Annotated in this window: 18 protein-coding genes; 11 read left to right on the top strand and 7 right to left on the bottom strand. The window is 70.7% G+C overall.

What is annotated here, in order from left to right; translation table 11 throughout:
* Positions 1–42: 42 nt before the first annotated feature.
* Both ACFYW5_RS28915 and ACFYW5_RS28910 read right to left on the bottom strand, forming a co-directional pair.
* A complete protein-coding gene (locus ACFYW5_RS28915) occupies positions 43–1,182 on the bottom strand; it encodes an SGNH/GDSL hydrolase family protein (RefSeq protein ID WP_389420028.1) in 1,140 nt (379 codons plus the stop codon).
* Between the two features lie 11 nt (positions 1,183–1,193).
* Positions 1,194–1,763: a TetR/AcrR family transcriptional regulator gene (locus ACFYW5_RS28910; protein ID WP_389420027.1), complete on the bottom strand. Its 570-nt coding sequence runs from the start codon at positions 1,761–1,763 to the stop codon at positions 1,194–1,196.
* Positions 1,764–1,896: 133 nt separating this feature from the next.
* Between ACFYW5_RS28910 and ACFYW5_RS28905 the strand changes: the two genes are divergently transcribed.
* Complete coding sequence (locus tag ACFYW5_RS28905; RefSeq protein ID WP_250071191.1) at positions 1,897–2,295, top strand: OB-fold nucleic acid binding domain-containing protein; 399 nt, start codon at positions 1,897–1,899, stop codon at positions 2,293–2,295.
* A 3-nt stretch (positions 2,296–2,298) separates the two neighbouring features.
* Entirely contained in the window at positions 2,299–3,018 is a 720-nt protein-coding gene (locus tag ACFYW5_RS28900; RefSeq protein ID WP_389420026.1) for a DUF3159 domain-containing protein, read from the top strand.
* 86 nt (positions 3,019–3,104) lie between these two features.
* On the opposite strand, the gene ACFYW5_RS28895 is transcribed toward ACFYW5_RS28900, so the two are convergent.
* Together ACFYW5_RS28895 and ACFYW5_RS28890 are read right to left on the bottom strand one after the other, a co-directional pair.
* Positions 3,105–3,782: a potassium channel family protein gene (locus ACFYW5_RS28895; protein ID WP_389420025.1), complete on the bottom strand. Its 678-nt coding sequence runs from the start codon at positions 3,780–3,782 to the stop codon at positions 3,105–3,107.
* Complete coding sequence (locus ACFYW5_RS28890) at positions 3,782–4,453, bottom strand: potassium channel family protein (protein WP_389420024.1); 672 nt, start codon at positions 4,451–4,453, stop codon at positions 3,782–3,784. The genes ACFYW5_RS28895 and ACFYW5_RS28890 overlap by 1 nt, the downstream gene beginning before the upstream one ends.
* Before the next feature lie 403 nt (positions 4,454–4,856).
* On the opposite strand from ACFYW5_RS28890, the gene ACFYW5_RS28885 reads away from it, so the two are divergent.
* Together ACFYW5_RS28885 and ACFYW5_RS28880 are read left to right on the top strand one after the other, a co-directional pair.
* A complete protein-coding gene (locus ACFYW5_RS28885) occupies positions 4,857–6,905 on the top strand; it encodes an APC family permease (protein ID WP_389420023.1) in 2,049 nt (682 codons plus the stop codon).
* Between the two features lie 69 nt (positions 6,906–6,974).
* Positions 6,975–8,306, top strand: coding sequence for a class I SAM-dependent RNA methyltransferase (locus ACFYW5_RS28880; protein WP_389420022.1), 1,332 nt, complete (start codon positions 6,975–6,977; stop codon positions 8,304–8,306).
* On the opposite strand, the gene ACFYW5_RS28875 is transcribed toward ACFYW5_RS28880, so the two are convergent.
* On the bottom strand, positions 8,258–9,262 hold the full coding sequence (locus ACFYW5_RS28875; RefSeq protein WP_389420021.1) for an ROK family protein: 1,005 nt from the start codon (positions 9,260–9,262) through the stop codon (positions 8,258–8,260). The two genes, ACFYW5_RS28880 and ACFYW5_RS28875, sit on opposite strands and share 49 nt — an antisense overlap.
* Positions 9,263–9,578: 316 nt before the next feature.
* On the opposite strand from ACFYW5_RS28875, the gene ACFYW5_RS28870 reads away from it, so the two are divergent.
* The 6 genes from ACFYW5_RS28870 to ACFYW5_RS28845 all read left to right on the top strand — a co-directional run bounded on the left by ACFYW5_RS28870 (position 9,579) and on the right by ACFYW5_RS28845 (position 17,092).
* Positions 9,579–10,892, top strand: coding sequence for an ABC transporter substrate-binding protein (locus ACFYW5_RS28870; RefSeq protein ID WP_389420020.1), 1,314 nt, complete (start codon positions 9,579–9,581; stop codon positions 10,890–10,892).
* A gap of 131 nt (positions 10,893–11,023) precedes the next feature.
* On the top strand, positions 11,024–11,989 hold the full coding sequence (locus tag ACFYW5_RS28865; protein WP_389420019.1) for a carbohydrate ABC transporter permease: 966 nt from the start codon (positions 11,024–11,026) through the stop codon (positions 11,987–11,989).
* Positions 11,986–12,834: a carbohydrate ABC transporter permease gene (locus ACFYW5_RS28860; protein ID WP_389420018.1), complete on the top strand. Its 849-nt coding sequence runs from the start codon at positions 11,986–11,988 to the stop codon at positions 12,832–12,834. Before ACFYW5_RS28865 ends, ACFYW5_RS28860 begins: the two co-directional genes overlap by 4 nt.
* A 44-nt stretch (positions 12,835–12,878) precedes the next feature.
* Entirely contained in the window at positions 12,879–15,347 is a 2,469-nt protein-coding gene (locus ACFYW5_RS28855) for a glycoside hydrolase family 2 protein (RefSeq protein ID WP_389420017.1), read from the top strand.
* 41 nt (positions 15,348–15,388) lie between these two features.
* Positions 15,389–16,399 carry a LacI family DNA-binding transcriptional regulator gene (locus ACFYW5_RS28850; protein WP_389420016.1) on the top strand — a complete coding sequence of 337 codons (1,011 nt, stop codon included), beginning with the start codon at positions 15,389–15,391 and terminating at the stop codon, positions 16,397–16,399.
* Positions 16,400–16,417: 18 nt separating this feature from the next.
* Positions 16,418–17,092: an alpha/beta fold hydrolase gene (locus ACFYW5_RS28845; RefSeq protein WP_389420015.1), complete on the top strand. Its 675-nt coding sequence runs from the start codon at positions 16,418–16,420 to the stop codon at positions 17,090–17,092.
* A gap of 9 nt (positions 17,093–17,101) precedes the next feature.
* On the opposite strand, the gene ACFYW5_RS28840 is transcribed toward ACFYW5_RS28845, so the two are convergent.
* Positions 17,102–17,989 carry a glycosyl hydrolase gene (locus ACFYW5_RS28840; protein WP_389420014.1) on the bottom strand — a complete coding sequence of 296 codons (888 nt, stop codon included), beginning with the start codon at positions 17,987–17,989 and terminating at the stop codon, positions 17,102–17,104.
* 43 nt (positions 17,990–18,032) lie between these two features.
* Between ACFYW5_RS28840 and ACFYW5_RS28835 the strand changes: the two genes are divergently transcribed.
* Positions 18,033–18,239 (top strand): hypothetical protein, encoded by a 207-nt coding sequence (locus tag ACFYW5_RS28835; protein WP_389420013.1) that lies wholly within the window; start codon positions 18,033–18,035, stop codon positions 18,237–18,239.
* On the opposite strand, the gene ACFYW5_RS28830 is transcribed toward ACFYW5_RS28835, so the two are convergent.
* Positions 18,222–19,217, bottom strand: coding sequence for a Gfo/Idh/MocA family protein (locus tag ACFYW5_RS28830; protein ID WP_389420012.1), 996 nt, complete (start codon positions 19,215–19,217; stop codon positions 18,222–18,224). The two genes, ACFYW5_RS28835 and ACFYW5_RS28830, sit on opposite strands and share 18 nt — an antisense overlap.
* Between the last annotated feature and the right edge of the window lie 10 nt (positions 19,218–19,227).

Here is a 19,227-nt window from a genome sequence, read left to right as displayed (position 1 = left end):
GACCAGCGCTGACCAGCGCTGACCAGCGCTGACCACGGCTGACTAGGCCTGGAGGACGAGTTTCGCGAAGCGGTCGCCGATCAGGCGGTGGGTGGCCGCGTCCGGGTGGAGGTCGTCGGGAAGGGGGAACTCGGCCCAGTCCTGTTCGCCGTAGAGGTCCAGGCCGTCGAGGTAGCCGAGGTTCGGGTCCTCGGGGGTGCGCTGTTCGACGATCCGGGACAGCTCCTCGCGGATCACCTTGAGGGTCAGTTTGCCGGTGGCCCGCTCCGCGGGGTCGCCGAGGGCCTGGAACTTCAGGTGTCCGGTGCTCAGGGCGGCCGGGTCGAAGGCGCCGGGGCCCGGGGTGTCCTCGTGGATGGGGCACAGGATCGGGGAGACGACCAGCAGCGGGGTGTCGGGGTGGCCGTCGCGGATGGTGTCGAGGAAGCCGTGGACGGCGGGCGTGAAGGCGCGCAGCCGCATCAGGTCCAGGTTGACCAGGTTGATGCCGATCTTGACGCTGATCATGTCGGCCGGGGTGTCCCGCATCGCGCGGGCGGTGAAGGGGTCCAGGAGGGCGCTGCCGCCGAAGCCCAGGTTGATCAGCTCCACTCCGGCCAGGGTCGCGGCGCGGGCGGGCCAGATGCCGGTGGGGCTCGCCGCGTCGGAGCCGTGGCTGATGGAACTGCCGTGGTGCAGCCAGACCTTGCGGCCGCGGTCGGGCAGGGGCTCGACGGGGGCGTCGGCGCGCAGGTCCACCAGTTCGGTGGTCTCGTTGTGCGGCAGCCAGATCTCCACGTCCTTCTCGCGGGCCGGCAGCCCGGAGAAGAGCACCGTGGCGACCGGTCCGGGGCGGTGCTCGGTGGTGCCGGTGGCCATGTCGACGATCAGGGTGTTGCCGCCGGCCGCCACGGCCTGGTGGGTCAGCGTGCCGTCGACGAGCAGGTCGTACAGGCCGTCCGGGCGGGGCGGGACGCCGACGTAGGACCGCTTGGTGGGGAGCGTGTCCAGTTCGACGGTGGTGGCCCGGGTGCGGAAGGCGAGGCGTATGCCGGACGGCTGGGACTCGACCATGGCGAGCTGGGGGTCGGCGCACTGGGCGCGGGCCCGCGCGGGGAGCCGGTGCGGGAGCAGCCCGTGCTCGGTGCGCTCCAGGTCGAGGGCGCCGCGGACGAGGGCGGGGGTGAGGGGCGTGGTCTGCATGGAGTGGGCTTTCAGGAGGGGGGCCAGGTGCGCAGGGTGGCGTCGAGGGCGTCCAGGATCCGCGTCCAGGACTCCTCGCTGCCGGGGGAGCTGTGGCTGAAGCCGCCGGCCAGTTCCAGGTCGACGTAGCCGTGGAAGACGCTGCCCAGGAGGCGGACGGCGTGGGTCTGGTCCGGCTCGGCCAGGTCGTAGCCGCGCAGGATCGCCCGGGTCATCTGGGCGTGCCGCACCCCGGCGCTGCGGGCGGCCGTCTCGGGGTCGAGGCGGTAGCGGGTCGCGGCGTAACGGCCGGGGTGGGAGCGGGCGTAGTCGCGGTAGACGTCGGCGAACGCGGTCAGGGCGTCCTTGCCGGCCCGGCCCGCCAGGGCGTCCGCCGCCCGGTCGGCGAGCTCCTCCAGGGCGAGCAGGGCGATGCGGGTCCTGAGCTCGTGGGAGTTCTTCAGATGCGAGTACAGGCTCGCGACCTTCACGTCGAACCGGCGGGCGAGCTCCGAGACGGTCACCCGGTCGAAGCCGACCTCGTCGGCCAGCTCCGCCCCGACCCGGGTCAGCAGCTCCGGGGTGAGTCCTGCACGTACCATGACCGCCCTTCCTTTTGCCGAAAGCCATTATGGGATTGCCTAAAGGCTTTAGGCAAGTCGGGGCCGATCCCGCCGTCTCCCGCCGCCCCCCGGGGGTTACGTAGGTGTCGGTGTGCCCCGGTACGCTTCAGACATGAGTTCTGTTCCTCGATCCGAGAAACCGGCGGGCCGGTTCCGGCGCATGCTCGACCGGCTCTCCTCGTCGCAGGAGGACCTGGAGTCCGAGGAACTGCGCGAGGACTCCGCGACGGCCGGCTGTACCCGCATCGGTGACTGCCGGGACCGACAGATAGTCACGGTTACTGGTACCTTGCGCACGGTCACCCTGCGGCCGCGTGCCGGGGTCCCGGCCCTGGAGGCCGAGCTGTTCGACGGCTCCGCCGCGCTGGACGTGGTGTGGCTCGGCAGACGCTCCATCGTGGGCATAGAGCCGGGGCGCAAGCTGATCGCATCGGGCCGGATCTCGATGAGCCGGGGCCGCCGGGTGCTGTTCAACCCGAAATACGAACTGAGACCGCTCGGACGGGAGTAGCCGGTGACGTCGCTCGACAAGCCGACCGAAGACACCACCGCAGAAGGCGGGCACGACTCCCGGGCGGTGACCCAGGACGCGCTGTTCGAAGCCTTCGGCGGCCTGCGCGGCATGATCGAGACGGTGCTGCCCGGACTGCTCTTCGTCACGATCTACACCATCAACAAGGACCTGCACCTGTCGGCGATCGCCGCGCTCGGTGTGTCCCTGCTGCTCGTCGCCGTCCGCCTGGTGATGAAGGACACCGTCAAGCACGCCTTCAGCGGTGTCTTCGGCGTCGCCTTCGGTGTCGTCTTCGCGATGATGACCGGCAACGCCAAGGACTTCTACCTGCCCGGCATGCTCTACACGCTGGGCCTGGGCCTGGCGTACATCATCACCACCCTGTGCGGTGTCCCGCTGATCGGCCTGATCCTCGGCCCGGTCTTCAAGGAGAACCTCTCCTGGCGCACCCGCAACCCCGGCCGCAAGAAGGCGTACGCCAAGGCCAGTTACGCCTGGGGCGCGATCCTGCTCGCCAAGTGCGCGATCCTCTTCCCGCTGTACTGGTGGGCGGACACCGAGCAGCTGGGCTGGGTCCTGGTCTCCCTGAAGATCCCGCCGTTCCTGCTGGCCGTCTGGCTGACCTGGGTCTTCCTCGCCAAGGCCCCCGCGCCGATCGACGTGTTCGCGGAGATGGAGGCGGCGGAGAAGGCCGAGAAGGATCGGCAGGCCGCCGGCTGACGGTACGAGAAGAAGGGCGCCCCGGGTGATCCCGGGGCGCCCTTCGCCGTCGTACGGCCTCAGTCGGCCGGCTGCGTCGTACGGCCTCAGTCGGCAGGCTGCTCGCGGCGTACCGAGAGCAGGTCCTCCAGCTGTTCCTCGCGGGCCTGGGCGGCCACGAACAGCAGCTCGTCGCCCGCCTCCAGGGAGTCGTCGCGGGTCGGGGTGAGCACCCGGGTGCCGCGGATGATGGTGACCAGCGAGGTGTCCTGCGGCCACTCCACATCGCCGACCTGGGTGCCGGCCAGCGCCGACTCCTCGGGCAGGGTCAGCTCGACGAGGTTGGCGTCGCCGTGGCTGAAGCGCAGCAGCCGGACCAGGTCGCCGACGCTGACCGCCTCCTCGACCAGGGCGGACATCAGGCGGGGGGTGGACACGGCGACATCGACGCCCCAGGACTCGTTGAAGAGCCACTCGTTCTTGGGGTTGTTGACGCGGGCGACGACGCGCGGGACGCCGTACTCCGTCTTCGCCAGCAGGGAGACGACCAGGTTCACCTTGTCGTCGCCGGTCGCGGCGATCACGACGTTGCAGCGCTGCAGCGCGGCCTCGTCCAGGGACGTGATCTCGCAGGCGTCGGCGAGCAGCCACTCCGCCTGCGGGACGCGCTCGACCGAGATGGCGGTCGGCGCCTTGTCGATCAGCAGGATTTCGTGGCCGTTCTCCAGCAGCTCGCCCGCGATCGAGCGGCCGACGGCGCCGGCACCGGCAATGGCGACCCTCATCAGTGACCGCTCTCCTCTTCGGGACCCTGGGCGAACGCCGCCTCGACCTTGTCGACCTCGTCGGTGCGCATCATCACGTGCACCAGGTCGCCCTCCTGCAACACCGTCTGCGAGCTGGGCAGGATGGCCTCACCGAGGCGGGTCAGGAACGCCACGCGGACGCCCGTCTCCTCCTGGAGCCTGCTGATCTTGTGGCCCACCCAGGCCGGGGAGGTGTGCACCTCGGCGAGCTGGACGCCACCGGTGGGGTCGCGCCACAGCGGCTCGGCTCCCGAGGGGAGCAGCCGGCGCAGCATCTGGTCGGCGGTCCAGCGCACGGTCGCCACGGTCGGGATGCCCAGGCGCTGGTAGACCTCGGCACGGCGGGGGTCGTAGATACGGGCCGCGACGTTCTCCACGCCGAACATCTCGCGGGCCACGCGCGCGGAGATGATGTTGGAGTTGTCGCCGCTGGAGACGGCTGCGAAGGCACCGGCCTCCTCGATGCCCGCCTCGCGCAGGGTGTCCTGGTCGAAGCCGATGCCGGTGACCCGGCGGCCACCGAAACCGGGGCCGAGCCGGCGGAAGGCGGTGGGGTCCTGATCGATCACAGCGACCGTGTGCCCCTGTTGCTCCAGGGTCTGGGCGAGAGCGGAACCCACTCTTCCGCAGCCCATGATGACGATGTGCACGACCGTCCTTCCGAAGTCAAGAGTTACTGCTCAGCCAGATCAGGGTCTCAGATCGACGCCCAAGCTACACACGCGCGGTAGGACGTCGGCACCCCTGTGCACGGTTGCCGTCGGGACGGGTCGATCAGCGGCGGTTGATGCTGCGGACGCTCGCAAGTGTCAGGATTCCGAGGCCGACGAGCGCGGCGGCGGCGCCGATCAGCTGGGCGGTGGTGTCCATGGGACCTCCGGAGGGCGGCAACGGCGGGCAGAACCAGCGGGTTTAGTCATATAGACATGCCGACGCTCCGGCCTGCGGAATCCGCAGCCGCGCCACCCCCGTTTTCACCCGGAGAGCAGGGGCCGCCCGTAAGGGGGGTGGCGGGTGGGCGGCAGCCCGTTCGAACGCCTACGATCCTCTGTTGTGTCCAAACTGACCGACGTGCCCAAACGGATCCTGATCGGGCGCGCACTGCGCAGTGACCGGCTCGGGGAAACGCTCCTGCCGAAGCGCATCGCACTGCCCGTCTTCGCCTCCGACCCGCTCTCCTCCGTGGCCTACGCGCCCGGCGAGGTGCTGCTGGTCCTCTCCATCGCGGGCGTGTCGGCGTACCACTTCAGCCCCTGGATCGCGGTCGCGGTCGTCGTCCTGATGTTCACGGTCGTCGCCTCCTACCGGCAGAACGTGCACGCCTACCCGAGCGGCGGCGGCGACTACGAGGTGGCCAACACCAACCTCGGCCCCAGGGCCGGGCTGACCGTGGCCAGCGCGCTGCTCGTGGACTACGTGCTCACCGTGGCCGTATCCATCTCCTCCGGCGTGGAGAACCTGGGTTCCGCCATCCCGTTCGTCGTCGAGCACAAGGTGTTCTGCGCGATCGGCATCATCGTGCTGCTGACGCTGATGAACCTGCGCGGGGTGAAGGAGTCCGGCAAGCTCTTCGCGATCCCGACGTACGTCTTCGTCGCCGGTGTCTTCCTCATGATCGCCTGGGGCGCGTTCCAGGGCCTGGTCCTCGACGAGACCATGAAGTCGCCCACCGCCGACTTCGAGATCAAGCCCGAGCACGAGGGCCTGGCCGGCTTCGCGCTGGTCTTCCTGCTGCTGCGCGCCTTCTCCTCCGGCTGTGCCGCGCTCACCGGTGTCGAGGCGATCAGCAACGGCGTCCCCGCCTTCCGCAAGCCCAAGTCGAGGAACGCGGCGACCACCCTCGCCCTGATGGGCGGCCTCGCGGTCACCATGTTCTGCGGCATCATCGGGCTCGCCATGGCCACCGATGTGCACATGGCGGAGAACCCGGCCAAGGACCTCATCGAGGACGGCGTGCCCGTCGGCAGCGACTACGTCCAGCACCCGGTGATCTCGCAGGTCGCGGCCGCCGTCTTCGGTGACGGCTCGTTCCTCTTCCTCCTGCTCGCCGCCGCCACGGCCCTGGTCCTGTTCCTCGCGGCGAACACCGCGTACAACGGCTTCCCGCTGCTCGGCTCGATCCTCGCCCAGGACCGCTACCTGCCCCGCCAGCTGCACACCCGCGGCGACCGCCTCGCGTTCTCCAACGGCATCGTGCTGCTGGCCGGCGCGGCCATCCTGCTGGTGTGGATCTACGGCGCCGACTCCACGCGGCTGATCCAGCTCTACATCGTCGGCGTGTTCGTCTCCTTCACGCTGAGCCAGACCGGCATGGTCCGGCACTGGAACCGCCATCTGCGCACCGAGACCGACCCGGCCAAGCGCCGCCGTATGATCCGCTCCCGCGCGATCAACACCTTCGGCGCCTTCTTCACCGGCCTGGTCCTGGTCGTCGTCCTGGTCACCAAGTTCACCCACGGCGCCTGGGTCGCCCTGCTCGGCATGGTGATCTTCTACGCGACCATGTCCGCGATCCGGAAGCACTACGACCGGGTCTCCGAGGAGATCGCGGCGCCCGACGGCCCGACCGATGACAGCGTCCGCCCCTCCCGGGTGCACTCCGTGGTCCTGGTCTCCAAGATCCACCGGCCCACGCTGCGCGCCCTCGCGTACGCCAAGCTGATGCGTACCGACACCCTGGAAGCGCTCAGCGTCAACGTCGACCCGGCCGAGACCAAGTCCCTCAAGGCCGAGTGGGAGCGGCGCGGCATCGACGTACCGCTGAAGGTCCTCGACTCGCCCTACCGCGAGATCACCCGGCCGATCATCGAGTACGTCAAGAACCTGCGCCGCGAGTCGCCGCGCGAGGCCGTGTCCGTGATCATCCCCGAGTACGTCGTCGGCCACTGGTACGAGCATCTGCTGCACAACCAGAGCGCCCTGCGGCTGAAGGGGCGGCTGCTGTTCACGCCGGGTGTCATGGTGACGTCGGTGCCCTACCAGCTGCAGTCCTCCGAGGTCGCGAAGAAGCGGGCCCGCAAGCGGCAGGACTGGACCGCGCCGGGTTCCGTGCGGCGGGGGCCGGCTCAGGAGCGGGCGAAGGAGTCCTCGAAACAGTCGTAGACTGGTGGGCTGTTGTCCCGGCGGCTGTTGTCCCGGCTCGAACCTCTACGCACCTGGAGTCACCCCGCCATGCAGGCAGAACCGAAGAAGTCGCTGGTGGGGCTGGAGTACGAGGTCGAGGTCGGCCCCGTCGCCCACGGCGGCCACTGCATCGCCCGCACCGACGAGGGCCAGGTCCTCTTCGTGCGGCACACGCTGCCCGGGGAGCGGGTGGTCGCCCGGGTCACCGAGGGTGAGGAGGGCGCCCGCTTCCTGCGCGCGGACGCCGTCGAGGTGCTCGACGCGTCCAAGGACCGCATCGAGGCGCCCTGTCCGTACGCCGGCCCCGGCCGCTGCGGCGGCTGCGACTGGCAGCACGCCAAGCCGGGGGCGCAGCGGCGGCTCAAGGGCGAGGTCGTCACGGAGCAGCTGGCGCGGCTCGCCGGGCTCACGCCCGAGGAGGCCGGCTGGGACGGCACGGTGATGCCCGCCGAGGGCGACAAGCTGCCCGCCGGGCAGGTGCCGCAGTGGCGCACGCGCGTGCAGTACGCGGTGGACGCCGAGACGGGCCGCGCGGGTCTGCGCCGGCACCGCTCGCACGAGGTCGAGCCGATCGAGCACTGCATGATCGCGGCCGAGGGTGTGAGCGAGCTGGGCATCGAGGACCGTGACTGGTCCGGGATGGCGTCCGTGGAGGCCATCGCGGCGACCGGCTCCCAGGACCGCATGGTGATCCTCGAGCCCAGGCCGGGCGCGCGGCTCCCCCTGGTCGAGCTGAACAAGCCGGTGTCCGTCATGCGGGTCGAGGAGAAGGACGGCGGCGTTCACCGCGTCCACGGCCGCGCCTTCGTCCGTGAGCGGGCCGACGGCCGGACGCACCGCGTGGGCAGCGGCGGCTTCTGGCAGGTCCACCCGAAGGCGGCGGACACCCTGGTCACGGCGGTGATGCAGGGACTGCTGCCGCGCAAGGGCGACATGGCGCTCGACCTGTACTGCGGCGTCGGCCTCTTCGCGGGCGCCCTCGCCGACCGCCTCGGTGACCAGGGCGCGGTGCTCGGCATCGAGTCCGGCAAGCGTGCGGTGGAGGACGCCCGGCACAACCTCGCGGACTTCGACCGGGTCCGGATCGAACAGGGCAAGGTCGAGGCGGTGCTGCCGCGCACGGGTATCACGGAGGTCGACCTCATCGTCCTGGACCCGCCGCGGGCGGGCGCGGGCCGCAAGACGGTGGCACACCTGTCGTCCCTGGGCGCCCGGCGCATCGCGTACGTGGCCTGCGATCCGGCGGCGCTGGCGCGGGACTTGGGGTACTTCCGGGACGGGGGGTATCGGGTGCGGACGTTGCGGGTGTTCGATCTGTTTCCGATGACGCATCATGTGGAGTGCGTGGCGATTCTGGAGCCTGCCGCCAAGGGTTCCTGAGCTGCCGTCTCCGCCAGGGTCGCTGCGCCCACCAGGCCGGAGTCCGGGCCCAACTCGGCCGGGACGGCGTGCAGATGGTTCAGGAACGGCATGGCCGCGTAGCGGCGCAGGTGGTGGGTGAGGGGGGAGAAGAGGACCTCGCCCGCCTGGGCGACTCCGCCGCCGATCACCGCGATGTCGATCTCGACCAGGGCGGCCGTGGCCGCGATGCCCGCTGCCAGGGCGCGGGCCGCACGGTCGAAGGCGGCTACGGCGGCCGGGTCGCCGGCCCGGGCCGCGGTGGCGACCGCCGAGGCGTCCGGCGTCGCGGGCGGGCGCCAGCCGAGCGAGAGCGCGTGGCGGGTGATGGCCGTACCGCTGGCGATGCCCTCCAGGCAGCCGCGCGCACCGCACGGGCAGGGGTCGCCGTCGAAGTCGACGCTGATGTGCCCGAGGTGACCGGCGTTGCCGGTGCGGCCGTGGCGGACCCGGCCGTCGAGGACCAGACCGGCGCCCACGCCCGTGGACACCACCAGGCACAGGGCGTTTCCGTGGCCGCGCGCCGCGCCGTGGCGGTGCTCGGCCGCGGCCATGGCCACCGCGTCGCCCGCCAGGACGACGGGTAGGCGCGCCAGCGCCGGGTGGGCGCCGACCGCCGCGACGAGCGGGAAGCCGCGCCAGGCGGGGATGTTCACGGGGCTGACGGATCCGTGCGCCAGGTCGACCGGGCCGGCGCTGCCGATGCCGAGGGCGCGGACGGTGTCCCACCGCGGGTCGGCGGCCAGGGCGTCCAGCACGTGGTGCACCGTGTCGAGGAGGGTGTCCGCCGAGCCCTGGGCCGGGGTGGGGCGGCGCACGCGGTGGACGAGGGTGCCGTCCCTCGTGACGAGTGCACCCGCGATCTTGGTCCCCCCTATGTCGAGGGCGGCTATCAGGGCATCGCCCCGGGCAGGGGCGGCACTTTCCTGACTACTCATCGTGATCGGTCTCCGGGGGAGTGGGGTGGGTGCTGGAGGGGGACGGCGCCCCTATCGGAGCACGCCTTTGACAACGATGTCCAGCGGTGCGCGCAGCTCCGCCACAGCGTGCGTCCCGGCCCGGTCCGATTTAGTCATGGTTTAGTAAAGCTGCAGATCAAGGCCGTCAGGATTGGGGAAATCGATCTAGACCGGTCTATGGACATTGCCGCGACGTTACGTCTACGTTGAGCGCTCATCAGGCCGGGGGTGCCGTGGTCGAACGCGGCGTTCTGCTCGGTCTGGCGTCGACAGTTCGCGATGAGAGGTGGCGGGGATGCGGAGAAGTTGGGTGGCTCTTGTGGCTGCGACCATGGTGGCGGCCACAGCCTGTAGCGGTCAGGAGGACGACCAGCGTGGCGAGATCGCCGCTCCGCCGAGCGATCCGGCGAAGGTGTCGGGCGAGATCACGGTCCTCACCAACCGGACGGACCAGATAGCCGACGGCACCCTGAAGAAGTACGCCGCGGAGTTCCGCAAGGTGTACCCGGGTGTGAAGGTCAAGTTCGAGGGACTGACCGACTACGAGGGCGAGACCAAGATCCGGATGAACACCGACAAGTACGGTGACGTCCTGCTGATCCCCAACTCCCTGTCCGTGGAGCAGTACCCCACCTTCTTCGCCCCCCTGGGCAAGGCCGAGGAACTGTCGGCGAAGTTCGACTACACCGACCACGCCACCGTGGACGGCCAGGTCTACGGCCTCGCCAACATCGGTGTGGCCAACGGGTTCGTCTACAACAAGGCGGTCTGGAAGAAGGCCGGCATCACCGAATGGCCCGCCACGCCCGAGGAGTTCGTCGCGGACCTCCAGACGATCAAGGCGAAGACCGGCGTCACGCCGTACTACACGAACTACAAGGACGGCTGGCCGCTCACCAACTGGACGAACGCGGTGGGTTCCCCCGCCTGCGACCCCGGTGCCTACGACGCGCTGGCGACGACGGAGGAGCCCTGGAGTGAGGGCTCGGACCTGCACACGATCGACAAGCTCCTCTACACGATCGTCGACAAGAAGCTCTCCGAGACCGACCCCACCACCACCAACTGGGAGGACTCCAAGTCCCGGATCGCGACCGGCGAGGTCGCGTCGATGTGGCTCGGCTCCTGGGCGATCTCCCAGATGACGGCCGCGGCCGAGGCGGCCGGTGAGAACCCCGAGGACATCGGGTTCATGCCGTTCCCCGCGCAGAAGGACGGGAAGTTCTGCTCCGTGCTGCGCCCTGACTACCAGTACGCGGTCAACGTCCACTCCGACCGGAAGGCCGCCGCCCGGGCGTGGATCGACTGGTACATCACCAAGTCCGGCCAGGCCGCCGCCGAGGGATCCATCTCCTCCGTCAGGGGCACCCCGCTGCCGGACACCCTCGAGGACTTCGCCGACAACGATGTCACCCTGATCCAGCAGCACCAGAAGAAGCGGGCCGAGGTCAGCGAGATCGACAAGGCGTCCGAGGTCGGTATCACCGCTCAGGACTACCGGCAGAAGCTGGTGGACGTCGCCCGCGGCGCCGCCGACGGCGACATGGACAGCTACTTCGACGAGCTGAACGGCAAGTGGTCCGAGGCGCAGCAGACCCTCGGCGGCTGACCGCACCACGCTACGGCGGACACCACCGCGCAGGGCCGTCCCGGCCGCACCGGGACGGCACGCGCCCCTCGATCGCCGTGCCGCCGCCGCTCAGCAGGCCCGACCGGGAACCCACCACGAGGAACCATGAGATGACCGCTGCCCAGAAGACCCGCGCCGGGGCACCTGCCGCCGGCCGGGGAAGCGCACCGCCTCCCGAGCCCGGCGCCGGCCGGCCAGGCACCGGCAGACGCCACCGCGCCACGGCCCTGACCCCCTGGCTCTTCCTGGCCGCCCCGCTGACGCTGCTGGTGATGTTCACCTATCTCCCGGTGGCCGACATGATCGGCTACAGCTTCACCGACTGGGACGGTGTCAGCCCCACCCGCTCCTACGTGGGCGGGGAGAACTACACCGACCTGGTCACGCGGCCCGCCCGGTTCGAGGTGTTCCTCGTCAGCGGCTTCTACCTGGTGGCCTCCGTCGTGCAGATCGCTCTCGCCCTGTACTTCGCGACGGTCCTCAGCTTCGACACCCGGTTCCGCAACCTGTTCAAGGGCCTGCTGTTCTTCCCCTACCTGATCAACGGGGTGGCCGTCGGCTTCGTGTTCCTGTACTTCTTCCAGCCCGACGGAACGCTCGACACGCTGCTGCGCATGGTCGGCGTCGAGGGCGAGCGTCTGTGGCTGGGCGACGCGGATCTGGCCAACCCCTCGCTGGCGGGGGTGTCGGTGTGGCGCTTCATGGGGCTGAACATGGTGCTCTTCCTGGGCGCCATCCAGTCGATCCCGCCGCACCTGTACGAGGCGGCACAGCTGGACGGCGCCAACCGCTGGCAGCAGTTCCGGCACATCATCGCGCCGAGCATCAAGCCCATCATCAGCCTGAGCTTCGTCCTCGCCGTCTCCGGCTCCCTGGCCGTCTTCGAGATCCCGTACATCATGACCGGCGGCGCCAACGGCACGGAGACGTTCGTCATCCAGACGGTCAAGCTCGCCTTCCAGTTCGACAAGGTCGGCCTGGCGTCCGCCTCGGCCGTCGTCCTGCTGGTCCTGATCCTGCTGATCACCTGGGTCCAGCGCCGGCTGATCCCCGAGGAGAGGGTGGAGCTCTCGTGACCACCGACACCCGCGGCGGCGCGCTCTCCCGGACCGCCGTCTTCCTGAAGTACCTCTCGCTGGTGCTGGCCTCGGCCGTGGTCGTCGTCCCGCTCGGCGTCGTCCTGCTGACGTCGCTGAAGACCCAGTCGGAGGTGGCGAACGGCGGGCCGCTGTCACCCCCCGGCAACTGGTTCAACTTCGCCAACTACGCCACCGCCTTCGAACAGGGCGCGATGCTGCGGGCGTTCGGCAACACCGCGCTGATCCTCGTGGTCTCCACCGTCGGGACCGTACTGATCGGCTCGATGACCGCCTACGCCATCGACCGTTTCCAGTTCCGGCTGAAGAAGCTCGTGATGGGCCTGTTCCTGCTGGCCACGCTGGTCCCGAGTGTCACCACCCAGGTCGCCACCTTCCAAGTGATCGACGAACTGGGCGCCTTCAACACCCGCTGGGCCCCGATCCTGCTCTACACCGGTACCGACATCGTCTCCATCTACATCTTCCTGCAGTTCATCCGCTCCATCCCGATGTCCGTGGACGAGGCCGCGCGTATCGACGGGGCGAGCCACTGGACGATCTACCGGAAGATCATCTTTCCGATGCTGCGGCCGGCCGTGGCCACGGTCGTCATCGTCAAGGGCATCGCCGTCTACAACGACTTCTACGTGCCCTTCCTCTACATGCCCGACCCCGAGCTGGGCACCATCTCCACCGCCCTGTTCCGGTTCAAGGGTCCCTTCGGCGCCCACTGGGAGACCATCTCCGCCGGCGCGATCCTGGTGATCGTGCCGACCCTGATCGTCTTCCTGGCGCTCCAGCGCTTCATCTACAGCGGCTTCGCGGCCGGTTCCACCAAATGACCCGCCCGCACCGCGCCCGCACCACGTCTCACGAGGAGTCCCGCATGAAGGTCCGCACCCCGCTGTCCCAGGGTTGGACGCTGCGCCTGAACACCGACCGTCACACCCCCGAGCAGGCGCCCCCGGGGCTGGCCGGGACCGCCGTGCCGGCCCGGGTTCCCGGCTGCGTCCACACCGACCTGATGGCGGCGGGATGGCTGGCCGACCCCTACCTCGACCGCAACGAGGAAGAGGTCGCCTGGGTGGGCCGTGCCGACTGGACATATGCGACTCAACTGCCCGCGCGGGACGGGGCGTTCGAGCGTGCGGACCTGGTCTTCGACGGTCTGGACACGGTCGCCGCGGTACGCGTGGGCGGCCGGCTGCTGGGCCGTACCCGCAACATGCACCGGTCCTACCGGTACGACGTCACCGACCTGCTGGCGGACGGGCCCGCCCCGCTCGACATCGCCTTCACCTCCGCCTACACCGAGGCCGAGGCGGTGCGGACCGCGCTGGGGGAGCGGCCCAACTCCTATCCCGAGCCGTTCAACTACGTACGCAAGATGGCCTGTTCGTTTGGCTGGGACTGGGGTCCCACCCTGGTGACGGCCGGGGTGTGGCGCGAGGCGCGCATCGAGCAGTGGTCCACGGCCCGGCTGGCCGCGGTCCGTCCGCGGGTCACCGTCGCCGAGGACGGCACCGGTGTCGCCGAGATCGTCGTCGACCTGGACCGCACGGCGACCGGACACGACCGCGCCCTGCGGCTGGTGGCCACGGTCGGGGACGCGTCCGCGGAGATCGCCGTCGCACCCGGGGAGCACGCCGCGACGGTGACGGTGCGGGTGCCGGACGCGCGGCTGTGGTGGCCGCGCGGGTACGGCGAGCAGCCGCTGTACGGGTGCACCGTCGTCCTCAGCGATGCCGACCGCGGCCAGGCCCTGGACAGCTGGGAGCGCCGCATCGGCTTCCGCACGATCGAGTTCGACACCTCGGCGGACGCCCACGGCAGCGCCTTCACCCTGGTCGTCAACGGCACCCCGGTCTTCGCCCGGGGCGTGAACTGGATCCCCGACGACGCCTTCCCCGCCCGCGTCACCGCCGACCGCTACCGCACCCGCCTCACCCAGGCCGCCCAGGCGGGCGTGGACCTGGTGCGCGTGTGGGGCGGCGGCATCTACGAGGACCGGGCCTTCTACGACGTGTGCGACGAACTGGGCCTGATGGTCTGGCAGGACTTCCTGTTCGCCTGCGCCGCCTACCCCGAGGAGCAGCCGCTGCGCTCGGAGATCGAGGCCGAGGCCCGGGAGAACGTGACCCGGCTGATGCCCCATCCGTCGCTGGTCCTGTGGAACGGCAACAACGAGAACCTGTGGGGCTTCGCCGACTGGGACTGGGAGCAGGCCCTGGCCGGCGACTCCTGGGGCGAGGGCTACTACCTCGGCCTGCTGCCGCGCATCGTGGCGCAGACGGACCCGACCCGGCCGTACTGGGCGGGCAGCCCCTGGTCGGGATCGTGGGACCACACTCCCAACGACCCCGACCACGGCACCGCGCACTCCTGGGAGGTGTGGAACCGCCGTGACTACAGCGACTACCTCACCACCGTGCCGCGCTTCGTCGCCGAGTTCGGCTGGCAAGCGCCGCCCGCGCTCGCCACGCTGGAACGCGCCCTGACGGAGCGGCCGTTGGCGGCGGACTCACCCGGCATGCTGCACCACCAGAAGGCGGAGGACGGCAACGGCAAGCTGAACCGGGGCCTCGCCCCGCACTTCACCGAGCCCGCCGACTTCGACACCTGGCACTACCTGACCCAGCTCAACCAGGCGCGGGCCGTGGCCGCGGGCGTCGAGCACTGGCGCTCCCACTGGCCGCGCTGCGCCGGCACGGTGCTGTGGCAGCTCAACGACTGCTGGCCGGTCACGTCCTGGGCGGCGATCGACGGCGACGGCCGCCTCAAGCCCCTCTGGTTCGAGCTGCGCCGCCTGTACGCCGACCGGCTGCTGACGATCCAGGACCGCGACGGCGAGCTGGTGCTCGCGGGCTGCAACCAGGGCGCGGCGGTCTGGGACACCACCGTGACGGTCCGCCGGATCGGTGCGGACGGGGCGGTGCTGGCCCACGCCGAGGTCGCGCTGAAGGCGGCCGGACGGGAGGTGGCCCTGGAGCGGCTGCCGGAGTCGGTGGCACGCTTCGGCGACGCGCGCCGGGAGTTCCTGGTCGCCGACGCGGACGGGCTGCGCGCGGTTCACTTCGCCTGCCCGGACCGGGAGTTCGCCTACCCCGCCGCCTCCTACGAGGTGGAGGTGAGCGCGGACGGCGACGACGGCGCGCTGATCACGGTCACGGCCGGCACGCTCGTACGGGACCTGCTGCTGCAGGCCGACCGGCTGGACGCGGACGCCCGTACCGACCACGGGCGGGTGACGCTCCTGCCCGGCGAGAGCACGACATGGCGGGTCACCGGTGCGCGGCCCGCCGCGGAGGCCGCCCGGGCGGCGCTGTTCTGCGTCAACGCCGGGAGCCGTCCGTGAATGAGGGGGCACGCCGGCCGAGGCGCGTCACGATCTCGGACGTGGCAGCCCGCGCCGGTGTGTCCCGGGGCGCGGTCTCCCTGGCCTTCAACAACCGCCCCGGGGTCTCGGAGGCCACGCGTGAGCGCATCATGGCCGCCGTCGCGGAGCTGGGCTGGGTGCCGAACCAGGCGGCGATCAAGCTGTCCGGTTCGGCGACCGGCGCGGGCGACACCGTCGGCCTGGTCATCGCCCGGCCGGCGCGGCAACTCGGCCTGGAGCCCTTCTACATGGAGTTCATCTCCGGCGCCGAGTCCGTGCTGGAGGAGCAGGGCTGCTCGCTCCTGCTGCACCTCGTGCGGGACACCGCCCAGGAGATCGCCGTCCACCGCCAGTGGTGGCAGTCCCGCCGGATCGCCGGGTCGATCCTGGTCGACATCCAGCACGACGACCCGCGGATCACCGAGCTGGCGACGATCGGGCTGCCCGCCGTCGCCGTCGGACACCCGTCCCTGACGGGCGACTTCACCTCGGTGTGGACCGACGACGCGACCGCGGTGCACGAGGCGGTGCGCTACCTCGCCGCCCTCGGCCACCGGCGCATCGCCCGGGTGGGCGGCCACCCGGCGCTCGGCCACACCATGATCCGTACCGCCGCGCTCGACGCGATGGTGGCGGAACTGGGCCTGGAGCCCGCCCGCAGCCTCACCACCGACTACTCCGGGGAGCAGGGCGCCCGGGCCACCCGGTCGCTGCTCGCCTCCCGGGAGCGGCCCACGGCGATCATCTACGACAACGACATCATGGCCGTGGCGGGTCTGTCCGTGGCCGCCGAGATGGGCCTGAGCGTGCCGAAGGACGTCAGCCTGATCGCCTGGGACGACTCCCAGCTGTGCCAGCTGACCCATCCCAACCTGTCGGCCATGAGCCACGACGTCTTCGGGTTCGGGGCCGATGTCACCCGCCGGCTGTTCGACGTCGTCCACCGGCGCAACCCCTCGTCCGGCCCGGCCGCGACCCCGGTGCTGCTGCCCCGCGGCAGCAGCGCGCCGCCGCCGCGGGACGCCGGCTGACCTCACCGGGAGGGACCCATGCTCGCGGTCCGGGTCTGGGGCGACGGGCCCCGTACGGCCGTCCTGGTGCACGGCATCATGTCGGACTCGCGGGGCTGGAGCCGGGTCGCCCCGGCGATCGCCGGGCACGGCTACCGGGTGGTCGCCGTGGACCTGCCCGGCCACGGCGCCAGCGGGCCCGCCCCCGGGTACACGCCCACCACGCTCGCCGCCGCCCTGCTCGACGCCCTGCCCGTGGCGCCCGACCTCGCCATCGGGCACTCCCTGGGCTCGGCCGCCCTGCTGCTCGCCGTACCGGGACTCGGCTGCGCCCGAGCCGTCCACTGCGATCCCGTCTGGCTGCCCCGGCCACGGGACCTGGACGCCCTGCGGGCCGGCAAGCACGCCGGCCGGCGGGAACTGCGCGCCGCCCATCCGAGGTGGCACGACGACGACATCACCGCCGAACGGCAGGCCCTCACGACCTGGGACCCCGCGTCGGTCACCGCGCTCCAGCACCTGCCCGGCCTGCCGGGCGCCCCCGCCGTCCCCTCGCTCGTCCTGCTCGCCGGTCCCAGCGAGCGGATCCCGCCGGCGCCCGCCGCCGCACTGCGCCGCCGCGGCTGGCACGTCCGCACGGTGGACGGTGCCGGGCACACCGTCCACCGTGACGATCCGGCGGGGTTCCTGCGGGCACTGCACGGCTGGCTGTGACCGGCACCGTCAGGGCAGCACGACCTCACCCTGGTTCAGCACACGGGGGTGGAAGTACGCCGCCTGGATCTCGGCGTTGGTGTTGTTCCCGCGCAGCTGCTCGGACCACATCATGAACCACGCCCACCTGGTCTGGCTGTTCAGCAGGGTGGAGTTCGGCACCTTGCCCATTTCGGCGAGGGCCATGGGCTTGGTCCCCGCGATGCTCTGCATCTGCTGGTAGTCGGCGGCACTGGGGTGGTTCTTGTACCAGACGTCCAGCGAGACGACATCCACGTACTGATGGCCCGGGTAGTACGTGTTCCAGCCGCCCGCGGGATTGTCCTGGACGTTCCAGACCCAGATCAGATTGTCCAGCCCTTTCGTGCCGGCGAGGTAGTCGCGGGTGATCTGATAGAGGCGCGCACTGCCGTTCGCTCCGGGCCGGTTTCCCCACCAGTTCCACGATTCGTTCATTTCGTGCAGTGGCCGGAAGAGAACCGGAACGCCCGCGTTCTTCAGTTGCTGGAGGTAGGGCACGACTTCGTCGAGACGCCGCTTCCAGGCATTGTTCAGGGCGCTTCCCGAGGTGATGATCTGGGAGAATTGCGCGTTGGTTATGTTCGACTTCACGCCGCCCTCGAAGGGGCAGCTGCTGCCGCCGGTCGGCGGGCAGACATGCCAGGTCAGGGTGACCAGCGAGCCGTTCGCCCACTCGGTCTTCGCCTGGTCGATCACCCGCTGGCGGTTGGCCACGTCGGTGGCGTTGAACATCAGGTCACCGCCCCACAGCCCGGGGTACTGCCCGGTCACGTCCTTGACCTGCTGCGTGTACTGGCCGGGCGCGGTAGCGGGCTCCTTGTTGTGCTGTCCGGAGACGATGGAGTTCCCCGTGATGGTGCGGAGGTAGTTCAGCACGGTCTGCTTGGGCGTCGCGGGAAATGCCCGCGCGGATTCCGTCGTGGGCCAGACGAAGATTGTCGCGGTGACGGCTGCGGCCGACAGGACGGAAGTGACGCAGCGCCGCATTCTACTCATGGGCGTACCAGCTCTCGTGGCCGAGGGAATTGCTTTTCGCCACAAAGGTGGCCGCCACGGCGGCAGTCGTCAATGGGCCGAATCGATTTCCGCAACCGGCCCGCGCAATGTTTTACTGAACCTTTCCTGAACGGCCGGGCGATTCCGGGAAATGTCGTATCGCCGCGATGACACGGCTCTGGGCGACGCTCGTCGCAAGGCCCGTGGGGGCGCCGGTGCGGACGGCGGCGGCGAAACGGGAGAGGGTGTTCGCGCACTGGTCGTCCGCCGGCAGGGTGCGCAGCTCCTGGTGGTCCTGGCGGTCGACGCGGATCACCGGGCGGTGGTCCCGGGGTGTGGTGAAGGCGTGGTCCACGGTGATCCGGCCGGTGCTGCCCAGGAGTTGGTAGCGGGACACGTAGAAGTGCTCCATGCCGAAGCCGATCTGGGCGGTGACACCGCCGGAGTGCCGCAGCAGGGCGTCGCCCGCGATGTCCACGTCATGGGTGGCGTGCGGCTTCAGGCTCGCCCCGAGCACTTCGAGGTCGTCGCCGAGGAAGAACTGGGCGGCCCGAATCGGATAGCCCGCCCCGTCCAGCAGGGCCCCGCCTCCGAGGCCGGAGCGCAGCCGGTGGTCGTCGGCGGGGCGGGGCGGGATGGTGAACGCGGCCTGGAAGGAGCGCAGTTCGCCGATCGCACCGTCGGCCACCAGGTCCCGTACGCAGTGGTGCTGGGAGTGGTGGACGAACATGTAGTTCTCCATCAGCGCCAGACCGGACGCCTCGGCCCGCGCCGCCAGGTCGGCCGTTCGCGCCGGGTCGGTGGTGAGTGGCTTCTCCGCGAACACATGCTTGCCCGCGTCGAGTGCCGCCCGTACCCACGGCGCGCGCAGCGCGGGCGGCAGCGGGATGTACACCGCCTCGACCTCGGGGTCCGCCAGCAGCTCCTCGTACCCGGCGACGGCCCGCGCGCCGAAGCGGGCGGCCACCTCCTCGGCCTTCTCGGGCGTACGGCTGGCCACCGCGGCCAGCCGCAGCCCGCTCGCGGGGGCCGCGGCCAGGGCGGGGAGCACCTTGCGGACCGCGATGTCGGCGCAGCCGAGGAGCCCCAGGCGTACCGGGTCGGACATCCGGGGTCTC

This window comes from Streptomyces sp. NPDC002779, assembly GCF_042888685.1.
GTDB lineage: Bacteria > Actinomycetota > Actinomycetes > Streptomycetales > Streptomycetaceae > Streptomyces.
Note: the sequence above shows the minus strand (reverse complement) of the source record. Positions and strands in the feature narration are given on the sequence as shown.